This window comes from Hydrogenophaga luteola, assembly GCF_042648585.1.
GTDB classification, from domain to species: domain Bacteria; phylum Pseudomonadota; class Gammaproteobacteria; order Burkholderiales; family Burkholderiaceae_C; genus Hydrogenophaga; species Hydrogenophaga luteola.
Genome location: NZ_JBHRXX010000009.1, coordinates 18,023 through 39,255 on the forward strand (window position 1 = coordinate 18,023; position 21,233 = coordinate 39,255).

The window sequence follows — 21,233 nt, forward strand, 5'->3', positions numbered from 1 at the left end:
AGGAGTCCACCATGAAGATCGCATTCGCCACCCAGGACAAGGAAAGCGTGAACGCGCATTTCGGCTGGGCCAAACACATCCTGGTCTACGAGATGGACGCCGACGGCTACCGCTTCGTGCAGAGCTTCGACTTCGGCGACAAGCTGCAGGAAGACGGTGACGAGGACAAGCTCGCACCCAAGCTGGACGCCATCCACGACTGCGCCATCCTGTACGTGGCGGCCATCGGCGGTTCCGGTGCGGCGCGGGTGGTGGCGCTGAAGATCCACCCGATCAAGGTGCCACAACCCGAATCCATCTCCGAGATCCTGGAGAAATTGCAGGTCGTGCTCAACGGCACGCCGCCCCCCTGGTTGCGCAAGGCCCTGCAGAAGGACAGCGCCCCCTCCTTTGACTTTGAAGACGACGAGGTGACCCATGGCTGAAACCGCCACCCCAGAGACAGAGACCACCGACGCCCCCAGCGACGAGGCCATGCTGGCCACGCCCTTCGTGCAGCAGCTGGTCAAGCAGATGCGCGCGCAGGACACCCACGGCCAGTGGGAAGGCAAGAGCGATCTGAAGATCCTCAAGCCCTTCATCCTCACCGCCGAAGAGCGGCGCGCGATTCCGATCATGGGCGACCCGGACCCCGAGACGCTGTGGCACCTGGAGATCTTCTACAACGCCATCGCCGTGGCCATCGAGCGCGAGACCGGCCAGATGGTCTCGCCCATGATGAAGATGAGCCACGAAGGCTTTGGCCGCATGGTGCTGATCGCCGGCCGCCTGGTGGTGGTCAACAAGCAGCTGCGCGATGTGCACCGCTTCGGCTTCCCGTCGCTGGCCAAGCTGGCCGAGGCCGGTGGCAAGTTCCTCACCGAGGCCGTGACCATGATCCGCACCTACCCCGACGTCGCGAACTACGGAGCCTGACCATGAGTGAATCCGCCGACGAACTCAAGCTGCGCCTGAAGAAGCTCAACGCCCAGGCGACGCAGGCCAAGATGGACCTGCACGACCTGTCCGAAGAGCTGCCCACCAACTGGGAAAACATCCTGTCGGTCGCGCAGCGCTGCCACGACGCCCACGCCGCGCTGATGGAAGCCCGAAAAGCAGCCGCAGCGGCAACAACGTAACCCCCCTGCGCCGCTTCGCGTCTTCCCCCCAGGGGGACGCACCTGGTGGCCCGGCAAAGCCGGTTCCACGGGTGCCCTGACCGATGCCGCTCACACCGCCAAGGAGTTTGTTTCATGAGCGCGTTTTCCGTCACCCTGCCCAGCGGCGCGACCTGGACGCCGACCTTTGTCGCGTCGCTGGATGAAGAGAAATGCATCGGCTGCGGCCGCTGCTTCAAGGTCTGCCCGCGCGGCGTGCTCGAACTCGTCGGCCTGAACGACGAGGGCGAGCGCATCACTGTCGACCTGGACGGTGATGACGACGACGAGTACGAAAAGAAGGTGATGACGATTGCGCACCAGGAGCTGTGCATCGGCTGCACCGCCTGCTCGCGCATCTGTCCCAAGAAGTGCTACACGCACGCCCCGGCCAACGCCTGAGGAGTCCGCCATGCTGCAGCCCGTCGCACCCCGCCTCGACTGGGCCACCCTCGAAGGGCGCATGCGCTCGCGCAGCGACGAGATCGACGACCTGATGGCGCTGCTGCTGGAACACGCCGAGCCGTCGGCCGGCCCCAAGGCCGACCGCTACCACGTGGCCTGGCTCATCGCCTGCGCCAGCCTCGGCGATCAGCACCTCTGGCAGGACCTGGGTTTGCCGTCCCGCGACGCGCTGTCCGCCTTGATGGCTCGCTGGTTCCCGGCGCTCAAGGCGCTGAACGTGGGTGACATGAAGTGGAAGAAGTTCTTCTACCGCCAGCTGTGCCTGAAGGAAGAGATCCTGATCTGCAAGTCGCCGACGTGCGATGACTGCGGCGACCGTGGCGCCTGCTTTGAGCAGCCCTCGCTGGAACACACCAGGGAGCGTGGCGTGTGATGGGCAGGCGGCCCGGGTTCGCTGAGCGGTCAATCCGCTTCGCAGGTCCCCGGCCCCTGGTGGAACACCAGATCGGCGACCACCTGTCCGCCCACCAGGTGCTGCCCGATGATGCGGTCCATGTTGTCGGGGGTCACGCCGTGGTACCAGGTGCCGTCGGGCTGCACGCACAGGATGGGACCACCCTTGCAGGCAGCAAAACAGCTCACGCGGCTGCGCTTGACGCGCAGCGCGCCTTCGTTCAGCCCGGCGGCCTTGAACTTCTCGCCCAGGCTGTCGAACAGCGCCTGCGCCGCGCCGTCCTGCGTGCAGCGCGTGCCGGTGCAGACCAGCAGGTGCCGGCGGTAGTCGCCGATGCGGGGTTTTTCCGTGCTGCTCATGCCTCGGTCTCCTCGGTGCCGGCCTCGGCCGGTGCGTGTTCGTCGGGTGCCGCCAGCACCTGTGCGATGTAGTCGGCGGGCAGGCGGTGTCGGCTGGCGAGTTCGGCCAGGCCCGCGCCGGCCGCTTGCTCGGCCCGCAGCCCCTCGATCCAGCCCAGCAGACCGCTGGAGAGCGAGCGGCCAGCCTTCTCGCCTTCGCGGGTCTCGAAGCCCTGGTCCACGTCGTACTTGTTGGCGTAGCCACGCGGGGTGACCATCAGCCCCTCGCGCAGGAAGGTGCTGCTGTTGCCGATCAGCACGGTGCTGAGCATGCCGATCTCCTGTTCGGCCATCTGGTCCAGGGTGGTGTGCACGATGTGCTGGCGGCGCCGGTAGGCGCTCTTGACGATCGCCACCGGCGTGTCTGCGCGGCGGTGGCGCAGGAAGAGGCGCTGCGCTTCGACGATCTGGCGCGTGCGGCGCCCGCTCTTGGGGTTGTAGAGCGCCACCACGAAGTCGGCCGCGGCGGCGGCGTCCAGGCGCCTGGCGATCACCGGCCAGGGCGTGAGCAGGTCGGACAGCGAGATGGAACAGAAGTCGTGCGTCAGGGGCGCACCGACCAGGGCGGCGCAGGCGTTGATCGCCGACGCACCGGGCACGATCTCCACCGCCACGTCGTCCTCCGGCGTCCAGCCGGCCTGGAACAGCACCTCGTAGGTCGGGCCGGCCATGCCGTAGACGCCGGCGTCGCCCGACGAGATCAGCGCCACCTTCTTGCCCGCGCGGGCCGCTTCCAGCGCATGCACGGCGCGGTCCAGCTCTTCGGTCATGCCCTTGCGCACGACTTCCTTGCCCTCCAGCAGGTCGGCCACCAGCTTGATGTAAGTGACATAGCCCACCACCACATCGGCCTCGGCGATGGCGGCCCGCGCACGCGCGGTCATGTGGTCGGTGTGGCCGGGGCCGATGCCCACCAGGCTGATGCGGCCGGCCGTGCCGGTGATGCCCGCGTCGTGCGGGGGGGGGACAGAGGTGTCGGTGGTCATTTCGTTCCTTGTGACAAGCGAGCGTTGAATGGCAAGGCGATCAGCCCTGCGGCAGGTGTTCCGGTGTGGCGCAACCGCCGGTGGTCCAGGACGGGTCCCAGGCGTTCTCGGTGAACACGGCCGGCGCCGGACGCGCCTGGCGCCACTGTTGCTGGATGAGCATGGGTGCTTCGTAGAAGCGGTCCACCGGGCCGATGCACAGCAGGCCCAGTGGCGCCGCTCCTTCGGGCAGCGCCAGCAGCCTGTGCAGGTCAGCGGGTTCGAACAGCGACACCCAACCAAGACCGAGGTTCTCTGCGCGCGCGGCCAGCCAGAGGTTCTGGACGGCAGCGCCGGCCGAGCACCACGCCATTTCGCTCGCCAGATTGCGGCGACCGAACACCGTGCCGTCGTCGGGCGCCAGCACCAGCGCCCACAGCTCGGCACATTCGCGCAGGCCTTCCACCTTCAGCGCCAGGAACTCGGCCGCACGGGGCCCCAGGGCCTGCGCGGTGCGCATGCGCTCCTCGTCCACGGTGGAGGCCAGCCGCTCGCGCAATGCGGGGTCGGTGATGCGCAGCACCCGCAGCGGCTGCATCAGGCCCACCGATGGCGCGGCGAGCAGCGCCGACTGCAGGCGGGCCCGGACGTCGTCGCCCATCTGCGCGCCTGGGCTGAAGTGGCGCATGTCGCGCCGCACCTGCATCAGCGACTGCACGGCTTCGCGTTCGCTGGCCGTGAAACGGCGCGCCGGATCGGGGTTGGCGACACAGGGCGGGATGGCTGTGCGCGGCATCACCCGCGCCACCGACACCGTGGCGTTGCGCCCGTCGCCGCCGCGCAGCCGGTGCTTCTCCACCCACAGGGCTGAGGCCTCGGTGGTGCCGGCGGCGAGCAAGGCGGCGGCTTCGGACACCGAGGGTGTGCCGGTGTGTCGGCGCACGGTCTCCGACGGGTGGGGCACCACCACCTCGGCCAGCTGGGTGGCGGGGTAGAAGTGCAGCGGCCAGCCGGCCTGCGCGGCCAGCGCCAGCAGCGCGGGTTCGTCGGCCTTGAGCGTGATGCTGCCCACGCCGGTCACCTGTCCGCGTTGAAGGCCGGCCACGGCCAGGGCTTCGTCGACCGCTCGCGCCAGCGTGACCAGCGGTGTGCCGCGGTCGCAGCCGATGCCCAGGGCCACCTTCATGCCGCGGCCCCGGTGGTGGCGTCGTTGCCCGCCGGCAGCGGCGGGCGGTACACCACCAGCCGCTCGTGCAGCGTCTGCCAGAGCGTGTCGTCCACCGGGCGGTGGGTGATCCACAGCACCGCGCGGTAGCGGGCCAGATCCACATCCTCCAGGCGCGTGTGGCGGTGGATGTTCGGCGGCAGCGGGGTGGGGCGGGTCCACCAGTGCGGGCTGCCGGCCTCCTGCACCACGGCCACCGGTTCCTCGTTGACCACCGCGGCCGAGACGCGGGTGATGTTGAGTTTGGGCGCCTCAACCTGCCAGCCCAGCTCACGGCCCAGGATGTCCACGGGAATGGTCTTGCCCACGTCCGACGCGGTGGTGAGCACCGCCGTGGCGCCCAACAGCGCGGCCACGGTCTCGGCCATGGCGTTGGCGCCGCCCACATGGCCCGAGAGCACGGGAATGACGAACTGGCCGGCGTCGTCCACCACCAGCACGCCGGGGTCTTCGTCCTTGCTCTTCAGGTGCGGCGCGATCAGGCGCACCACCGCGCCCAGCGAGACGAAGAACACGATCTGGTCGAACTGCGCGAACAGCTCGCCGATCCGGTCTTTGAATGCGCCCTCGTAGGTCTGCAGCGGGTTTGGCAGGCCGGCGCAGGCGTCGGCGAACCTGGCGGCGACACAGAGCGACGCCTGCGGCAGCTGCCGAGCCAGCGTGGCGGCCTGCGCGGCGCCGTGTTTGGTGATGGCGACGAGGACGGTGCGGGGAAGCGAAGGGGGATGGTCGGGGCTCATGCAACAGGTTCCGGGGTTTTCTTGAGGCAGCCCTTGATGCGCTCGCCGCGCACGCGGTGGGGGTTTTTCACGATCAGCAGCGAGAGGTAGCTGACCTTGCTACCGCGCAGCGTGAGCAGTTCGGGGCCGGACAGCCGGCGCTCGTCCTGCGCGCCCACACGCTCTACGAAATGCGCGCCGGCCAGCAGCTCGCGCGTCTGCAGCCAGTCCAGCAGGTCCTCGATCAGCGGCTTGATCTTCATCAGCACCAGGGTGTCGAAGTCGGGCAGCAACCGGTCGACCGCGCCCACGCCGTAGGCGGCCGGCACGATGGCCACGGTGTCGTCCTGTTCGGCGAAGGGTTCGCCCACGTCGGCGCAGGCGGCGGTGAAGGAATTCACGCCCGCCGTCACCCGCACCGGCACCTGCTCATCGAGCCCGCGCACGGTGCGCGCCAGGTGGCCGAAGGTGGCGTAGGTGGAGGCATCGCCCTCGACGAGGAACAGCACGTCGCGCCCGGCCTGCAACCAGGGTAGCACCGTGTGCGCGGCCTTCAGCCAGGCGCGCGCCAGCTTCTCACCGTCGTGCGTCATCGGGAACACCAGCGGGGTATGGGTCTCTGGCAGCGGCAACCCGGCGCGCTGCACGATGTCCAGCGCGTAGCTTGGCGTCTTGCCGCTGCGCACGGGGTAGACCCAGACCGCGTCGCGCCGCTGCAGCGCGGCCCAGGCCGCACGGGTGATCAGGCCAGGGTCGCCCGGGCCCAGCGAGATGCCGTGCAGCGTGCCCATGGGGGTGGCGGGTTCAGCCATGCGCCGTCTCCTCCGCCACCAGCGGCTCGGTCTGGCGGTGGCCCATGGGGCCCACACCGGCGCACACCAGCCACACCGGGTTCTCGGCCGCCATGCGGTGCATGTGCAGGATGGGCCGGCTGCGCGCGGCCTGCAGCTGCAGCACGTCCCAGTCGGCGTTCAGCGACTGCAGCGCCTGGGTGGCGGTGGCCAGGTTCTCCAGTGTCACGAAGTTCATCACCAGCCGGCCGCCGGGCCGCAGGCGCTCCAGCACCTGCTCGATCAGCCTGGCCAGCTCGCCGCCCGAGCCACCGATGAACACCGCATCGGGTTCGGGCCAGTCCTCCAGGCCCTCGGGCGCCTTGCCGTGCTGCAGCGTGTAGTTGCTGACGCCGAAAGCTGCATGGTTGCGCCGGGCGATGGCGTGGTCGGCCTCGTTCTTCTCGATGGCGAACACATGGCCCTGCGGGCACAGGCGGGCGGCCTCCAGGCCCACCGAACCGCTGCCGGCGCCGATGTCCCAGACCACGCTGTCGGCGCGCAGCTGCAGCCGCGCCAGGCTGACGGCGCGCACCTCCTGCTTGGTGATCAGGCCCTTCTCCGGCTGGCGCTGCTCGAAGGCGCTGTCGGCCAGGCCGAAGCGCACCGGGTGCGGTCGCGGCCGGGTGCGCCACAGCAGCACCACGTTCAGCTCGGCAAAGCGCATGCTGGCCGCCTCGGTGGGACTGAGCTGCGCATGCACCTGTTCGTCGGCCTGCAGCAGGTTTTCGGCCACGGCCATGTGGAAGTCGCTGCCCAGGCCTTCGGCCAGCAGCAGGCGGGCGATGCGGTCGGGGCTGTTGGCCGGGCTGGTCAGCAGCAGCAGGCGCTGCTCAGCGCGCAGCGCCTGGGCCAGGGCGTACAGGCCGTGCGAGGGCGGGGCGCCGCGCAGCCACTCGCCCGCGTCAGCGGCGTGCACGGAGACGATGCGTGCGTCCTGCCAGGCCAGGCCCACGCGGGCGCAGGCCAGTTGCAGGGTCGACAGGTTGGGCAGGATCTCCAGCGCGTCCAGGCACAGGTGCTGGGCCAGGTAGGGCGCGATGCCGTGGCAAAGCGGGTCGCCGGTGGCCAGCACCACGCAGGCCTGGTGGGCCTCGCGCGCGGCGCGCACCCAGCCGGGCACGGCCTTGAGCTGGCCTGTCAGGTCGTGGGTGAAGGCGCCGGGCTTGAGCGTGTGCCGCAGCAGCGCCAGCGTGCGTGCGCCGCCGATCACCACGTCGGCCGTGCGCAGGTGGGCCAGCGCGGTGGCGCCCAGGCTGGCCACGCCGTCGTCGAGCACGCCGATGACGCGGCAGCGGTTGGGATCGTGGGAGGGCAGGTCGTTCATTCGGTGTCGAAGTCGGAGTGGTGGGTGTGGCCGATGCCGGTGCGGCCGGCGGTGGCGGGGCGGGGGCGCGCCTCGGCGGGGGCCGAGCGCACGTCGGCCACCGGCTGGCCGCTGAAGTCGCACACCAGCACGCGCAGCGCAAACGCGTGGCCGTAGCGCTCGGGCGCGGTGAGGGTGTCGATGGCGCGCTGTGCGAGCGCCTGGTGAAAGGCCGGGCCCAGGCCGCGTTCGACCATCAGCTCGGCGCCGAAGCGCGCGGTCTCGGCGGCGGCGATGGCGGCGCAGTCTTCGTCCGTGGCGCCGATCTGCCGGGCGATGTCGGCGACCAGGTCGGTGTCCACCACGTTGCGGTTGGCGTGGGTGATGGTCTCGCCCTGGGCGATCTTGGTCAGCTTGCCCACCATCACACCCAGCACCACCTCGGGCAGGCCCTGGGCCACCACCTCATCCAACGCGTAGCGCAGGAAGTCGCCCATCTGCACGAAGCAGGCGGCGGGCAGGCCAGGGCGTTCCGCACGCAGCGTCTGCATGGCAAAGGTCTCGGTGCGGCCGCCGGTGGTCAGCGCCACCACACCGTGGTCCAGCGTGGCCGCCACCTGGATGCCCTGCACCACGCTGGCCCGCCAGGCGGCGGTGGAATAGGGTTTGACGATGCCGGTGGTGCCCAGGATGCTGATGCCGCCCAGGATGCCCAGCCGCGCGTTGGTGGTCTTCTTCGCCATCTCCTGGCCGCCGGGCACGCTCACGGTGACCTCCAGCCCGTGCTGCGCGAGCAGCCTCGGCGCGGCCTCGCGCAGGTTGTCGGCGATGTTCTGGCGCGGCACCGGATTGATGGCCGGACCGCCCACCGCCAGCCCGAGGCCAGGCAGCGTCACCGTGCCCACGCCGTCGCCGGCCACGAACGTGATCTCGCCCGCCTGGCCGGGTAGCAGGCGCAGGTCCACCGTGAGGTGGGCGCCGTCGGTGCAGTCCGGGTCGTCGCCCGCGAACTTCACCACCATGGCGTGGGCGCTGTGCGCATCGCAGCGCCCGTCGTGCACGTCAAAACGCACCCGCTGGCCGTTGGGCAGCAGGCTCTCCATGGCGTCGGGCACCTGCCCGGCTTCCAGCCCCTGCGCTGCGGCGCGAGCGGCCGCGGCAGCGCAGGCGCCGGTGGTGAAGCCGGTGCGGGTGCCGCGCGGGGAGGTGCTTTCCATTCAGGCGCCCTCGGCGCGTTGCTGTGCCTCGGCCAGCGCCAGCAGCGCGTGCAGGGCGGCGACCACCAGGGTGGAGCCGCCCTTGCGGCCGCGGATGACGATCCAGGGCACGTCGGCGATCTGCGCCATCAGGTCTTTCGACTCTGCGGCCGACACGAAACCCACCGGCATGCCCACCACCAGGGCCGGGCGCACGCCGTCCTCCATGATCAGCTGCACGAGTTCGATCAGCGCGGTGGGTGCGTTGCCAATGCCGACGATGGCGCCCTGCAGCAGGCCCAGGCGGTGCGCCTTGCGCATGGCCTGCACGGCGCGGGTGGTGTTCTGTGCCTGCGCCTGCGCAATCACGTCGGCGTCGCTGATGAACTGGTGCGTGGCCATGCCGAAATGCGCCAGGCGCGGCCGCGACAGGCCCGAGCAGATCATCTCCACATCGGCTACCACGGGGGAGCCTCCGCGCAGCATCGCGGCCACGCCCGCGCGCACCGCTTCGGGGTGGAAGTCGGTCAGGCCGTTGAACTCGAAGTCGGCGTTGGCGTGGATCATGCGCCGCACGATGGGCCACTGCTCGGCCGAATAGCCGTGCGGGCCGGCCTCGGCGTCGATGATGGCGAAGCTGTCGTGCTCGATGGCCTGGCCGGCGGCGGTGAGCTGCTCGGTGACGGTGTTGACCGTGCTCATGCGATAGCACCCTCGTGCGTATGGCTGTGCACATGCACCGGGGCGTGCGTGTGCTCGTGCGAATGTCCATGGCCCAGGTCGTGTGCAATCTCGCGGTAGCTGCAGCCGTCGCAGGGCAACTTGCTGTCGGGCACACCGGCCAGCAGGTCGAGCACGCGCTGTTCCACCAGTTCGAAGATTTCTTTCTCGAACCCGAAGTGCGTGCCGCAGGCAAAGCGGATCTGCGGGTACTGCGCCCGCAGGTGGTCCACCTGGCGGTGGATGCGCTGCATCAGCGTGCCGGTGTAGAGGTAGTAGGGCAGAACCACGATCTGGCGCAGACCGATCAGCACCTGCCGCTGCACCACGCGCTCCAGCCGCGGAAAGGTGATGCCGGTGAAGGCCAGGTCCACCAGCTCGTGGTCGCTTTCTTCCTGCAGCCAGCGCGCCATCTTGGCCATGTCGCCGTTGGCGCCACGGTCGGACGAGCCCCGGCCCAGCAGCACCACGCCGGTGGTGGTGGGGTCGGGCATGTCCAGCGTGGCCATGGCCTGGCGCAGGCGGCGCTTGAGGATGGCGAGGATGGGGTCGCAGGCGCTCAGGTGCGGGCCGTAGAGGAACTCGACGCCGGGTGCGTGCTCGCGGGCGTGTTCGATGGCCTCGGGAATCTCCATCTTGGCGTGACCGGCCGCGTTCAGGATCAGCGGCAGCACCAGCACGCGGCTCGACGACTGCGCCGCGGCCAGCAGGCCATCGTGCAGCGAGGGCGCGGCGAATTCGATGAAGCAGACCTCGATGCGCCAGGCCGGCTGGCGCGCGCGCCACTGGTCGACGAAGTCGCGGATTTCCTGGTTGCCGGTGTCCTCGCGCGAGCCGTGGCCCACCAGCAGGATCGTGGTGTGGTTCATGTCGTGGCTTTCCTGAAGCGGTGTGTGAAGCCCGGGTCGTAGAGCCGGGACCTGGTCAGCTCGGGCCAGTGGCGCGCGCCCAGCGTGGGGCTGGCGATCACCATGGCCTGGCTGACGATGCCGGCGTCGCGGCACTGTTGTTTGATGGTGGCCAGCGTGCCGCGCACGATGCGCTCTTCGCCGGGCCAGCTGGCCTTGTGCACCACCAGCACCGGCGCGTCGTCGGGCCAGCCGGCCTCGCGCAGGCCGGCTTCCACCTTGTGCAGCAGCGTGATGGACAGAAAGATGCACAAGGTCGTGCGGTGTGCCGCCAGCGCGGCGAGGTCCTCCCCGTCGGGCATGGGCGTGCGGCCCTCCACCCGCGTGAAGATGGTGGTCTGCGTGACCTCGGGCAAGGTGAAGCTCTCGACCGCAGCCGCCGCCGAGGCCATGGCCGAAGACACGCCCGGCACCACCGCCACCGGCACGCCCGCGGCGTCCAGCGGCTGCACCAGTTCGATGAGCGTGCCGTAGAGGGCCGGGTCGCCGGTTTGCAGGCGCACCACGGTGTCGCAGCGCGCCGCGTTTGCGATCAGCCAGGCCGACATCTGCTCCAGCGTCATGTCCTTGCTGTCAGCGATGAGGCAACCCGGCGGTGCCCAGCGGGTGGCCGCCTCGTTCACCAGCGAACCGGCGAACAGGATGGCCCCCGCGCGCGCGATCAGGTCACGCCCCTTGACCGTGACCAGGTCCGGGTCGCCAGGACCCGCCCCCACAAACCAGACCGTTCCGAGGCCCATGGTGTGCCCCCGGTCAGGCGGCCTGGTGCAGACGGCGCTCCACCACCGCGCTGCCCTGCAGGCCACGCAGCGTCTTGGCCAGTGCGAGCACGGCCAGATCGATCAGCGGCTCGGCCAGCACCACGCTCATGTAGGCGGCGCCGAAGCTGCCGATGCTCACCAGGTTCTCGGCGCCCAGGCCACGTCCATAGAGCGCCCAGAAACCCACCCACAGCACGATGCCGCCCTGGTAGGCCAGGGACAGCTTCAGGGCCTGGCCGTAGCGCAGATCCACGTAGGCCATTTGGTCGGGAATGACGCGCCGCGCCAGCGCCGCAGTGGCGAACAGCGGCACCAGCAGCGTGGTCACGTTCATGCCGTACTGCGGCAGGTCAAAAGGTGCAAAGAACAGGCCCTGGATCAGCAGGCCGCCCGCCAGCCCGACGGCCGCGGGCGCCGCGCCGAACAGCAGCATCAGCGTGGTGCCCAGGATCAGGTGCACCTCGGACACGCCCACCGGGTGGTGCGGCAGCACCTCGAAAAAGCAGAACACCAGCGCCGTGGCCAGCAGGGCCCGCAGCAGCAGGGCTGCCGCGCCGTCCTTTTTGAGCATGTCGGCCGACAGCTTGAGCGTGTAGCCGCCACAGGCGGCCGCTGTGGCGTAGCTCAGTGCGAGCTTGGCCCCGTCCACCAGACCTGGTTCGATGTGCATGAAGTGACTCCTTGGGTTGGGTGCGTTGGACACAACGCGGTTGAAAAGTCGGCAAAGACCCAAGGGGAAAGCGAGCACAGGTTCCAGCGGCGAACGGACAGCCCCCTGCGAGCGCACGCGCAGGCGCTGGCACAGACTCGCAAAGCAATGCGAAGGGACGACATGAGGACACCGACAAAGACCCCTCACCGCCTTCCCCGACGGTGTTTGGGTAATGCGGCTGCGCCTGGGGCGCAGCCTCCTTGTTGGCCGGTATCCGGGCTGACAGAACGTTTCTCAAAGCCTTCCCGGTGTGACCCAGTGGCGAAATTTTGAGAAATGGGGGCCTTGGCAATGCCTTGGACCACCCGTCTGCTTACCGTTGCGGGGGCAGCGCAGGTTAGGTTCGTCCGTGTGGGACTCTCCCTCCTGCTTCCCGTTGAACTGCAATGCCTGAACAGCACTGCGAGCACCAACAGCGGACCATTCTATACGCGCAAAAAAAGCCGCCCGAAGCCCGGGCGGCCATGTCGAGCCACCGCCTCAGCGCGCCCAGAACGCCAGCTCGGGCGCGGCCGAGGCCAGCCGGCGGCCCAGCCAGGCGCCGGTGGTGGCGAGGTAGCCGGTCTGTGAGCTGGTGCTCTGTTTGGCCTGCTGATCGCCCAGCAGCGACAGCCAGCGGTAGTGGTCGTACACGCCCATGATGTGCGCCGCGTAACTCGCCGCCAGCTGCGGGTTGTCGCGCACGATGACGAAGTTCTCGTCGTTCGCCGTGCTGGCGTTGCCCGAGAAGTTGTGGCTGCCGGTGATGACCACCGGGTTCGTGAATGGGTCGACCACGATGACCTTGGAATGCACGATGGCGAACCCGATCACGCCGCCTTGCATGGTCAGGAACTCGTTGCGCGCCACCGTGGCCGCCCAGTTCGCCATGGCGTGCACACCGCGCGGCTGCACCACGTCCAGCGCCATCCGTTTCTTCTTCGCGTCCATCTGCAGATCCACCTCCACCGCGCGCTCGTCGGCGGCCTCGGATGGAAGCGTGCTGACCACGCCGCGCACGTACAGCGCCGGGTTCGCCTTGGACAGGTCGCGGATGGTTTTCAGCGCGCCGCTGCCGCCCGGCTGGAACATCAGGAACAGCACGCCGTCCTGCGCCGCATTGATCGCCTCGTCGATGGCCTGCAGGTCGACCTTGCCCCGGGTGCGGGTGAACCAGATGTCCGCCGACGACTGGCGGGTCTTCACCACCAGGGCGCTGCTGTTGCTGTCCACCAGCGCTGGTGGGAACGCGCTGCCGGCATCGCGCAGCCGTTCCCACTGGTCCATGAACGCGCGGGCGAACCCGCGGTGGGTCACGCGCAGGCCGTTGTTGGTCTGGGTGCATAGGCCCGTGCTGGTCCAGTTGGTGCTGCCGGTCCACACGGTCTCCGGCTGGCCGGCCGGGTTGCTCACCACCAGGAACTTGTTGTGGCCGAGCGCGCCGGGCGACGTGAAGCGGTCGTGCACCACCACACCGGCGGCCTTCAGCGCCGCGCGGGCGCTCTCGTTCTCGTCGCGCTGGCGGGCCTGTGCCGTGGTCTCGGTGGGCTTCTTGGTGATCGAGCCATTGGCCAGCACCACATGCGCCTGTCCGCCCAGCGCGCACAGCGCGTCCACCAGCTCCTGGTCGGCCAGCTCGTACAGCGCGGCGTGGACCGGCTTGCCGTGGTCCTTCGCGTCCTGCAGCAGCGCCAGCATCTCGTCGCGCAGCGCACCCGAGAGGAACTTGCGGATCGGCAGCTCGTGGTCGCCCAGGCTGTCCTTGAACGCCTTCAGCGCCTGCTTGAGTGTGGACAGGCCCTGGTCCTTGCGCAACTGCTCCAGGTAACGGGCCATGAACTGGGAGATCACCAGGCCACGGTTGAAGAACGCCGCGTAGCCATCGCGTGTGCCGCCGCTGAGCGTGGCCCAGGGTGTCCAGCGGCTGCGTTCGGAATTCAGCGGCCGAAGGGCCGCACCGTCTTTGACCATCGGCGTCACGCGGTAGCGCACCGTGTCGCCGAGGTTCACGCCATGGTCGGTCCACCACAGTCGCTGCAGGGGCCACTCCGTCGACGGCCGGTGCTCACCGGGCTTGGGCTGGTCGGCCTTGAACCCCATGCGGTTCTCGAGCACGTCCGAATGAATCGATCCGTCGCTGCGCCTGCGCTGCCGTTCGACTGCGAAGCCCAGGCAGTCCGTGATCGGCCCGTCCACGGTCCAGAACAGCAGGGCATCGTCGCAATTGACGATGAGGTTCGTCTTGACGGTCATGCTCGTCCTCCCTGCGGGCCGGTGTTGGCGCGCGTGGCGGATTCTTGCCCAGTTGCCGGGGAGGCGCAATCGTGGGGCGGTGCCGTTTGTCTGGGGGCGGGTTGCGTGATGACTGCTAAAGGCTTGCAGCCGCCTCTCCACGACGTTTGCCCGGGCGGAAGCTTTCGACCCGGAGGCGTCATTCGCGACGGTGCGAAAGCCCGGCGGCCCTGCGACCGCCTGTAGCCGGGAGGTTCCATGGCAGAGTGGGCGGCACGCCGCTAGACTGCCTTGCGATGGCGACCGTGTGTTGCCGGAATTGCCGATTCTGTTATACCTGCACATACATACAGTAATGCGCGATATGTGCATGACATTAAACACATTTTTTGGATGTGCCGAGCCATGGTATCTCGCGGGCACTGTGGGTATCCGGTGAAACACGAACTACATCAAAGTTAGGCGTCATGGCCACGACCGTATTCCTCGTCGAGCACCTTCACTTGCTGTCGCATGGTGAGGAAGACATAAAGCGTATCGGTGTCTACACCTCACGGGCACTTGCTGTCGCCGCAACCGAGCGTCTGGCAAAGCAGCCAGGGTTTTGCGACTTTCCGACCATCGTCGACCCAGCAGTGAGCGTGAGCAATGCTCAAGGCTTCTACATCAGCGAGACCGTCCTCGACCTTGACTACTGGAGCGAGGGTTATGTCACCACCACCGAGTAGTCGTGCTAGCGGTCCACGCATGCCGCCTAACCCTTCGTATATGGACTCCCCCTCAACAGTAAGAGCCTGACCGATTGGGGACCGTGGGGTAGAGCACCTGCAGTCGTATATCCGGCATCTGAAGTGGGATCGTCAATGTCCCGTGCCGACATGGAATCTGCGTCACTGCATCGCCACACGCTGCAAGCGGCAGGCAAGCTGCCGGAAGAGTTATCGGCGTATAGCGGTGTGGGAGGAACCCGGTTGGCCATGATGGTCGATCAGACCCGTCGCAAGGTGAGATGGGGTGGGTGAAGAGATCGGGTGGAATCAGGCCGGCATGACGAAGCTCTGCCGGCTTTGTTTTTTGTTCAGCCGGGCGGCCTCGTCAAACGGGGCGTGGTCGCGCAGCGTGGCGTAGCAGATGCGCGCGAGCTTGTTAGCCAGGGCGCAGGTGGCTTTGTTGTGGTTGGAGCGACCCTGCACATCCAGCGCCCAGCGGCGGATGCCGCAGACGTCTTTGCCCGCGCCCTCGGCCACCTTGGCCGCTCGTAGCACGCTGCGCGCGCCGTGGGTGAGCAGCATGCGCAGGTAGCGGTCGCCCTTCTTGGAGATGCGCCCCAGGTACCGGCTCGATCCCGAGCTGTATTCGCGCGGTGTCAGACCGAACCAACTGGAGAAGTGGCGCGCGTCCTGGAAGTGCGTCACATCGCCCGAGGTGGCCGCCACCAGGGCGGTGGCGGTGAGCAGGCCAATGCCAGGGACTGAGAGCAGCAGCGTGCAGGCCGAGCTGTGGCGGGCCACGCTGGCCAGTTCGCGCTCGACCTGGGCGATGCGCGCTTCGAGCAGGCGAATCTCTTCGAGCAGCATGCCGGCGGTGTGGCGGATCAGATCGGGCACGGCCGAGCGCGGGTCGGCCAGCACTCGGCCGATCGCCTCCACGCCGGTGCGTGCGCCTTGCGGGATGGTGATGCCGAACTCGCGACAGAAGCCGCGCAAGGCGTTGATGCGCGAAGTGCGCGTGCCCATCCAGAGCGAGCGGATGCGGTGCAGACCCTGTAGAGCTTGCTGCTCCACCGACTTCACGCGCACCGGGCGAATGTCAGAGGCGCGTGCGGCTTCGAGCAACGCGGCAGCGTCGGTGGCGTCCGTCTTGTTGCGCCGGACGTAGGCGCGCACGTACTGGGCGGGCAGCAGGCGAACGGAGATGCCCAGGCCATTGAGCCAGCGCGCCCAGTGGTGGGCCGAGCCGCAGGCCTCCATGATGACCAGGGATACAGATCGGTTGGCAAACCAGCGCTCGAACTGGGTGCGCGTCAGGCGCTGGGTTTCAACGATGCGCCATTGATCGTCGGCAACAGCGATCTGGAAAACGGATTTGGCCAAGTCGACGGCCACGGTAGTAGCATGCATCTCGGACTCCTTTCGTTTGGATGAAGACCTGATCCCCACGCCAATGAAGACCAGTGCGCGTTTCTCGCGCAAACAAACGGGGGAGTCCATCCCATCACTGCGCCTGACGTTCGCCAGCCGGCTACGCCGTCTGTCGCCCGCAGGTGAGCTCAAAAGTTGAGCGTCAGCTCCCGGCCGTGGAGGGGCGGTGAAGGGCTTGCCCTCGGGAGGCCGCTCTCGCTGCACAGCCGCCATCCGTTCTCCAACAGCCCGCTACATACATATATATATGTGTAGCGAGGGCCCTGGCCGAGACTGCCTCTGGCCACTCAAGGCGGTCCCTCCATCACAGCGATCCCCGGTCAGCCCTAGCGGCCCAAAGCTAGCCACCGCGGTTTTGACGCTCTGAAGTTGCACCCAGCCGCAGGGGGTAAGCCTGTGGATATCTCCCGGACACCTGCGCCAAGTCGGCGCCGCACAAGGCTTGCGGCAGCTTTGCCTGCTTTTTGGGCAGGGCGGGTAGGGCGCGCCTGGCATCTGGCATTCATCTTGCATCACAACTTGTATCCAAGATGGGATGAATCGAAATGGTGCAAGACCTCGACCGATCCGCAGCCTGGCTTTTCCAGCCGCCCCAGCCCGTTCAGACGACGGTGGCCGGGCCGTTGGGTGGGCTGACGTTTGCTGTCAAGGACAACATCGACGTGGGCGGCTGGCCCACCACCGCCGCCTGTCCCGCGTTCACCTACACCGCCGCCGCTCACGCTGCCGTGGTGCAGACGCTGCTCGATGCTGGTGCGTCGCTGCACGGCAAGACCAATCTGGACCAGTTCGCCTGCGGCCTGAACGGCACGCGCTCGCCCTACGGCGCGGTGCCCAACGCGATCAACCCGCTGCATGTGTCGGGCGGTTCCAGCTCGGGCTCGGCCTATGTGGTGGCCACCGGCCAGGTGGACTTCGCGCTCGGCACCGACACGGCGGGCTCGGGCCGCGTGCCGGCGGGGCTGAACAACATCGTGGGCCTGAAGCCTTCGCGCGGACTGATCAGCGCCCGGGGCGTGGTGCCGGCTGCGCAGGCGGTGGATTGCGTGTCCATCTTCGCCACCACGGTGGCGCGCGCCGCACAGGTGCTGGCCGCCGCGCTGGGGCACGATGCGGCGGATCCTTACTCGCGCACGCTGTCGCTGGCCAGCACGCCGTTCGGCGCGCGCTTCCGCTTCGGCCTGCCGGCCTCGCCCGAGTTCTTCGGCGACGAGAACGCTCGCGCCGCATTTGACGAGGCGGTTCAGCGCCTGCAGGACCTGGGCGGCGAGGCGGTGCCCGTCGACTTCGGCGTGTTCACGGCCTGCGCCGACATGCTCTACGGCAGCGCGCTGGTGGCCCAGCGCTACGAAGCCATTCGCGGCTTCTTCGATGCGCACGAGGCCGAGGTGATCGAGCCTGTGCGCAGCATCGTCGGCGCCGGCCGCCCCTACAGCGCGGCCGATCTGGTGGCGGCGCAGACCCGCCTGGCCGCCCTGGCCCAGCAGGCGGAGCCGCTGTGGCGCGGCCTGGACCTGATGGTGGTGCCGACCGCGCCCACGCACCCGACCATCGAAGCGATGCGGGCCGACCCGGTGGCGCTGAACCGCCAGCTCGGGGCCTACACCAACTTCGTCAACCTGCTGGACTACGCCGCGCTGTCGGTGCCCAGCAGCTTCCGACCGGACGGCCTGCCGTTCGGCATCACGCTGATCGGCCGCTGCGGCAGCGACTGGCAGCTCGCCGAGCTGGGCCAGCGCTACCACCACGCCACCGGCCTCACCCAGGGTGCCACCGGTCAGTCGCTGCCCGAGCCGCAGCCCATCGCAGGCCTGACGCAGGCCGCGCCGCCGCGCGTGCGCGTGGCCGTGGTCGGTGCCCACCTTTCCGGCATGCCGCTCAACGGCCAGCTCACCGAACGCGGCGCCACGCTGGTCAGCCGCACCCACACCGCGCCGGTCTACCGCCTCTACGCGCTGCCCAACACCACGCCGCCCAAACCCGGCCTGCTGCGCGTGGCGCCGGGGGAGGGCGGGCGCATCGAGATCGAGGTCTGGGAGATGCCGCTCTCCGAATATGGCAGCTTTGTCGCGCTGGTGCCCGCGCCCCTGTCCATCGGCAGCCTGCAGCTGGACGACGGCAGCAGCGTGCAGGGCTTTCTGTGCGAGCCGCTGGCGCTGCAGGGCGCGGCCGACATCACCCACCTGGGCGGCTGGCGCGCCTACCTGGCTTCCACCGCGCCGGCGCGCCTGGCCTTTCCCTGAACCCCACCCAACCACCGGTCATCTTTCAACCCGCAGGAGTCTTCCGATGAAACACCAACCCGCCGCCCCCACCGCCTCGCCCCAGCGCCGCCAGCTGCTGCAACTCGGTGCAGCCGGCGCCGCCCTGGGCCTGCTGGGTGCGCCCGCCGTGTTGCGCGCACAGACCGGCCCCAAGATCCGCATCGGGTACTGGCCCATCGCGGCGGGCCTGCCGTTCTATTCGGCGATCGAACTGGGCTACTTCAAGGAAGCCGGCCTCGATGTTGAGCCGCTCAAGTTCGCTGGTGCCCAGCAGGTGATGGAGGCCGTGCTCTCGGGCCGCGCCGACGGCACCGCCAACGGCACGGGTTCGGCCAACATCGCCATCGGCGAGATCGCCCAGCCCGGCACCTTCAAGATCTTCTGCTCCAACCCGAGCAATGTGAAGAACGTGCTCGACGAGGTGATCGTGCCCGCGGCCAGCCCGGCCAAGGTGATGGCCGACCTCAAGGGCAAGCGCATCGGCTCCGGCCCCGGCATCCAGAACGTGACCCTGGCCAAGACCGTGCTGGAGCGCGGCGGCGCCACCGGTGCCACCGTGGTCGAGCTGCCCATCGGCCAGCACGTGGCCGCGCTCGCGGCGGGCCAGATCGATGGCGCCTACACGCTCGAACCCACGGGCACCATCGGCCGCATGAACGGCACAACCAGGGTGCTCGAAGCCGGCGTGATTGCGAAATACGTGCTGGGCGACCCGATGGCACCGTGGTTCGGTGGCTCGGCCTCGCTGTCCTCGGAGTTCATCCAGAAGAACCCGGAGGCCGCAAAGAAATTCGTCGCCGCCTACGGCAAGGGCGTGGCTTATGTGCGCAGCAGGTCAGTGGAGGCGCGCCAGTACCTCAAGGGCTACACCGCCATCGAAGGCGCGCTCACCGGCGAAGTGCCTCTGGCCGCGTACACCATGTACAACGAGTTCACGCCCGCCGACGTGGCGCACTTCCAGAAGTTCTTCGACCTGTTCGCTGAGAAGGGGATCTTCTCCAAGCGCCTGATGGTCGACTCGATGCTCTACAAGGGTTGAGCGCGATGGAAGCGACCAAGCCCTGGAGTCCGCCGGCCTCGGCCGGCGCGCCCACGCCACCGAAGAAGGCCGACTGGGGCAAGGCCCTGCCGTTCGTGGGCCCGGTGGTGCTGTTCATCATCTGGGACCTGGTGGTGCGGCTGGGCTTCATCAAGCCCATCCTGCTGCCGCCGCCCATCGACGCGCTGGGCGCGCTGATCGGTGGTCTGGCTGGTGGCCCGCTGATGACGGACTTCCTGGTCACGGTGTGGCGCACGGTGCAGGCCTTCCTGATCGCCGCCATGCTCGGCATGCCGCTGGGCGTGCTGCTGGGCAGCAACGAGAAGGCCTACCGAAGCGTGGAGTTCCTGATCGACTTCTTCCGCTCCACGCCTTCGTCGGCGCTGATCCCGCTGTTCCTCATGATCTTCGGCGTGAGCGACATCAACAAGGTCGCCATCGCCGCCTTCGGCGCGCTGCTGATCGTGGTGTTCAACAGCGCCTACGGCGTGATCAATGCGCGCAAGCAGCGCGTGATGGCGGCCAAGGTGATGGGCGCCACGCGCTGGCAGGTGTTCAAGGACGTGCTTATCTGGGAAAGCCTGCAGCCCAGTTTCGTCGGCCTGCGCTCGGCCGTGTCCATGGCGCTGGTGATCGTGATCGTGGCCGAGATGTTCATCGGTGCCGACAGCGGGCTGGGCAACCGCATCATCAACTCGCAGCAGGTGATGAACGTGAAGGACATGTACGCGTCCATCCTCGCGGCCGGTGCGCTGGGGTATGCGCTGAACGTGTTGTTCCTTCTCATCGAACGAAAGATCGTTCACTGGAGCGGCCGATGACCACTGTTCTGAATGCCCCTGTGTTCGCCGACGTGCCAGTGCCCGAATTCAGGCCCGGGCCGGCGGGCACGCACATCACCATCCGCGGCCTCACCAAGTACTTCGCGGGCTGGCCGCTGTATGAGAACTTCGACCTGGACATTCCGAAGCACAAGATCGTTTCGGTGTTCGGCCCCAACGGCTGCGGCAAGAGCACGCTGATCAACATGATCGCGGGGCTCATCCCCATCGACAGCGGCGAGATCCTGTTCGACGGCAAGTCGCTCAAGGACACCAAGATTGGCTACGTGTTCCAGAACTACCGCGAAGCGATGTTCCCGTGGATGCGCACCATCGACAACATCGCCTACCCGCTCAAGCTCGAAGGCAAGAGCAAGGCCGAGGTGGACCGCCGCATGGCCGAGCTGGTGGCCTCTTTCGACGTGAAGTTCGACCTCAACCGTTACCCCTATGAGCTTTCGGGCGGACAGCAGCAGACGGCGTCGATCATGCGCGCGCTGGCGCCCAACCCGGAGGTGCTGTTCCTCGACGAACCCTTCTCGGCGCTGGACTTCGAGATGACGCTGTTCATCCGCGAAAAGCTGCAGGAGGTCTTCATGCAGACCGGCACCACCATGATGCTGGTCTCGCACGATCTGGAAGAGGCCGTGTACCTGGCCGACCAGGTGCTGCTGCTGACCAAGCGGCCGACGAAAGTGGCCGAGATCCTGCCCTACGACGACCCGCGCCCGCGCACCACGGCCACGCTGTCCGAACCCAGCTTCGTCAGCGCCAAGAAGCGCAGCCTGGAGATTTTTCAGCGCGAGGTGCGGCGATGACCGACGAGCAGACCCTGGCCTATGTGAAGGCCGTCGCCGTGGTGGTGGGCCTGCCGCTGGACGAGGCGCAGATCGCGCGCGTGGCGGTGCACCTGCAGCGCACGGCCGGTCTCGCGGCCACGCTGGAAGACATCCCGCTGACCCCGCACGACGAGCCGGCCGAGCTGTTCTGCCCGGCGCCTTTTGACTCGCCCCGTTGAGCCG

24 protein-coding genes and 1 riboswitch are annotated in these 21,233 nt (G+C 68.3%); of the genes, 11 read left to right on the forward strand and 13 right to left on the reverse strand.

All coding sequences use genetic code 11. The features are described from left to right. Window positions 1–11 precede the first annotated feature (11 nt). The 5 genes from nifX (at window position 12) to ACFOPI_RS18880 (ending at window position 1,974) form a co-directional block, all read left to right on the forward strand. Window positions 12–425: a nitrogen fixation protein NifX gene (nifX, locus tag ACFOPI_RS18860; RefSeq protein ID WP_382177306.1), complete on the forward strand. Its 414-nt coding sequence runs from the start codon at window positions 12–14 to the stop codon at window positions 423–425. Beyond that, window positions 418–915, forward strand: coding sequence for a NifX-associated nitrogen fixation protein (locus tag ACFOPI_RS18865; protein WP_382177308.1), 498 nt, complete (start codon window positions 418–420; stop codon window positions 913–915). The genes nifX and ACFOPI_RS18865 overlap by 8 nt, the downstream gene beginning before the upstream one ends. A 2-nt stretch (window positions 916–917) precedes the next feature. Further along, window positions 918–1,118 carry a CCE_0567 family metalloprotein gene (locus ACFOPI_RS18870; protein ID WP_382177311.1) on the forward strand — a complete coding sequence of 67 codons (201 nt, stop codon included), beginning with the start codon at window positions 918–920 and terminating at the stop codon, window positions 1,116–1,118. Between the two features lie 114 nt (window positions 1,119–1,232). After that, window positions 1,233–1,538: a ferredoxin III, nif-specific gene (fdxB, locus tag ACFOPI_RS18875; protein WP_382177313.1), complete on the forward strand. Its 306-nt coding sequence runs from the start codon at window positions 1,233–1,235 to the stop codon at window positions 1,536–1,538. A gap of 10 nt (window positions 1,539–1,548) precedes the next feature. Continuing rightward, a complete protein-coding gene (locus ACFOPI_RS18880) occupies window positions 1,549–1,974 on the forward strand; it encodes a nitrogen fixation protein NifQ (protein ID WP_382177316.1) in 426 nt (141 codons plus the stop codon). Window positions 1,975–2,003: 29 nt separating this feature from the next. Here the strand turns inward: ACFOPI_RS18880 and ACFOPI_RS18885 are convergent, their stop codons facing one another. The 12 genes from ACFOPI_RS18885 to ACFOPI_RS18940 all read right to left on the reverse strand — a co-directional run bounded on the left by ACFOPI_RS18885 (window position 2,004) and on the right by ACFOPI_RS18940 (window position 13,967). After that, window positions 2,004–2,354 carry a (2Fe-2S) ferredoxin domain-containing protein gene (locus ACFOPI_RS18885; protein ID WP_382177319.1) on the reverse strand — a complete coding sequence of 117 codons (351 nt, stop codon included), beginning with the start codon at window positions 2,352–2,354 and terminating at the stop codon, window positions 2,004–2,006. Next, the gene (gene cobJ / locus ACFOPI_RS18890; protein ID WP_382177321.1) at window positions 2,351–3,379 is read right to left on the reverse strand and encodes a precorrin-3B C(17)-methyltransferase; all 1,029 of its coding nucleotides are present in this window, start codon (window positions 3,377–3,379) and stop codon (window positions 2,351–2,353) included. Before cobJ ends, ACFOPI_RS18885 begins: the two co-directional genes overlap by 4 nt. Before the next feature lie 40 nt (window positions 3,380–3,419). Next, on the reverse strand, window positions 3,420–4,544 hold the full coding sequence (gene bluB, locus ACFOPI_RS18895) for a 5,6-dimethylbenzimidazole synthase (RefSeq protein ID WP_382177323.1): 1,125 nt from the start codon (window positions 4,542–4,544) through the stop codon (window positions 3,420–3,422). Beyond that, window positions 4,541–5,323 carry a cobalamin biosynthesis central domain-containing protein gene (locus tag ACFOPI_RS18900; RefSeq protein WP_382177326.1) on the reverse strand — a complete coding sequence of 261 codons (783 nt, stop codon included), beginning with the start codon at window positions 5,321–5,323 and terminating at the stop codon, window positions 4,541–4,543. The genes bluB and ACFOPI_RS18900 overlap by 4 nt, the downstream gene beginning before the upstream one ends. Continuing rightward, entirely contained in the window at window positions 5,320–6,114 is a 795-nt protein-coding gene (gene cobI, locus ACFOPI_RS18905) for a precorrin-2 C(20)-methyltransferase (RefSeq protein WP_382177328.1), read from the reverse strand. Before cobI ends, ACFOPI_RS18900 begins: the two co-directional genes overlap by 4 nt. Continuing rightward, a complete protein-coding gene (gene cbiE, locus ACFOPI_RS18910) occupies window positions 6,107–7,459 on the reverse strand; it encodes a precorrin-6y C5,15-methyltransferase (decarboxylating) subunit CbiE (RefSeq protein ID WP_382177330.1) in 1,353 nt (450 codons plus the stop codon). Before cbiE ends, cobI begins: the two co-directional genes overlap by 8 nt. Then, a complete protein-coding gene (locus ACFOPI_RS18915; RefSeq protein WP_382177333.1) occupies window positions 7,456–8,655 on the reverse strand; it encodes a cobalt-precorrin-5B (C(1))-methyltransferase in 1,200 nt (399 codons plus the stop codon). Before ACFOPI_RS18915 ends, cbiE begins: the two co-directional genes overlap by 4 nt. After that, the gene (locus ACFOPI_RS18920) at window positions 8,656–9,336 is read right to left on the reverse strand and encodes a precorrin-8X methylmutase (RefSeq protein WP_382177335.1); all 681 of its coding nucleotides are present in this window, start codon (window positions 9,334–9,336) and stop codon (window positions 8,656–8,658) included. Further along, window positions 9,333–10,223 (reverse strand): sirohydrochlorin chelatase, encoded by an 891-nt coding sequence (locus ACFOPI_RS18925; RefSeq protein WP_382177338.1) that lies wholly within the window; start codon window positions 10,221–10,223, stop codon window positions 9,333–9,335. Before ACFOPI_RS18925 ends, ACFOPI_RS18920 begins: the two co-directional genes overlap by 4 nt. After that, entirely contained in the window at window positions 10,220–11,002 is a 783-nt protein-coding gene (gene cobM / locus ACFOPI_RS18930) for a precorrin-4 C(11)-methyltransferase (protein WP_382177340.1), read from the reverse strand. Before cobM ends, ACFOPI_RS18925 begins: the two co-directional genes overlap by 4 nt. Before the next feature lie 13 nt (window positions 11,003–11,015). Continuing rightward, window positions 11,016–11,693, reverse strand: coding sequence for an energy-coupling factor ABC transporter permease (locus tag ACFOPI_RS18935; RefSeq protein ID WP_382177342.1), 678 nt, complete (start codon window positions 11,691–11,693; stop codon window positions 11,016–11,018). 230 nt (window positions 11,694–11,923) lie between these two features. Beyond that, window positions 11,924–12,164: riboswitch (cobalamin riboswitch) on the reverse strand. 51 nt (window positions 12,165–12,215) lie between these two features. Beyond that, the gene (locus ACFOPI_RS18940; RefSeq protein ID WP_382177345.1) at window positions 12,216–13,967 is read right to left on the reverse strand and encodes a phospholipase D-like domain-containing protein; all 1,752 of its coding nucleotides are present in this window, start codon (window positions 13,965–13,967) and stop codon (window positions 12,216–12,218) included. A 446-nt stretch (window positions 13,968–14,413) separates the two neighbouring features. Here ACFOPI_RS18940 and ACFOPI_RS18945 point away from each other — a divergent pair, with 446 nt between their 5' ends. After that, window positions 14,414–14,674: a hypothetical protein gene (locus ACFOPI_RS18945; protein ID WP_382177346.1), complete on the forward strand. Its 261-nt coding sequence runs from the start codon at window positions 14,414–14,416 to the stop codon at window positions 14,672–14,674. A gap of 309 nt (window positions 14,675–14,983) precedes the next feature. Here the strand turns inward: ACFOPI_RS18945 and ACFOPI_RS18950 are convergent, their stop codons facing one another. Next, window positions 14,984–16,066, reverse strand: coding sequence for an IS110 family transposase (locus ACFOPI_RS18950; protein ID WP_382177349.1), 1,083 nt, complete (start codon window positions 16,064–16,066; stop codon window positions 14,984–14,986). A gap of 566 nt (window positions 16,067–16,632) precedes the next feature. On the opposite strand from ACFOPI_RS18950, the gene atzF reads away from it, so the two are divergent. From atzF to ACFOPI_RS18975, 5 genes are read left to right on the forward strand one after another with little or no spacing between them, the layout of a single operon-like run. Continuing rightward, window positions 16,633–18,330 (forward strand): allophanate hydrolase, encoded by a 1,698-nt coding sequence (atzF, locus tag ACFOPI_RS18955; protein ID WP_382177352.1) that lies wholly within the window; start codon window positions 16,633–16,635, stop codon window positions 18,328–18,330. Window positions 18,331–18,376: 46 nt separating this feature from the next. Beyond that, a complete protein-coding gene (locus tag ACFOPI_RS18960) occupies window positions 18,377–19,390 on the forward strand; it encodes an ABC transporter substrate-binding protein (protein ID WP_382177355.1) in 1,014 nt (337 codons plus the stop codon). A gap of 5 nt (window positions 19,391–19,395) precedes the next feature. After that, window positions 19,396–20,211 (forward strand): ABC transporter permease, encoded by an 816-nt coding sequence (locus tag ACFOPI_RS18965; protein ID WP_382177358.1) that lies wholly within the window; start codon window positions 19,396–19,398, stop codon window positions 20,209–20,211. Then, a complete protein-coding gene (locus ACFOPI_RS18970) occupies window positions 20,208–21,029 on the forward strand; it encodes an ABC transporter ATP-binding protein (RefSeq protein ID WP_300232984.1) in 822 nt (273 codons plus the stop codon). The genes ACFOPI_RS18965 and ACFOPI_RS18970 overlap by 4 nt, the downstream gene beginning before the upstream one ends. Then, window positions 21,026–21,229 carry a DUF4089 domain-containing protein gene (locus ACFOPI_RS18975; RefSeq protein ID WP_300232986.1) on the forward strand — a complete coding sequence of 68 codons (204 nt, stop codon included), beginning with the start codon at window positions 21,026–21,028 and terminating at the stop codon, window positions 21,227–21,229. Before ACFOPI_RS18970 ends, ACFOPI_RS18975 begins: the two co-directional genes overlap by 4 nt. The last annotated feature ends 4 nt before the right edge of the window (window positions 21,230–21,233 follow it).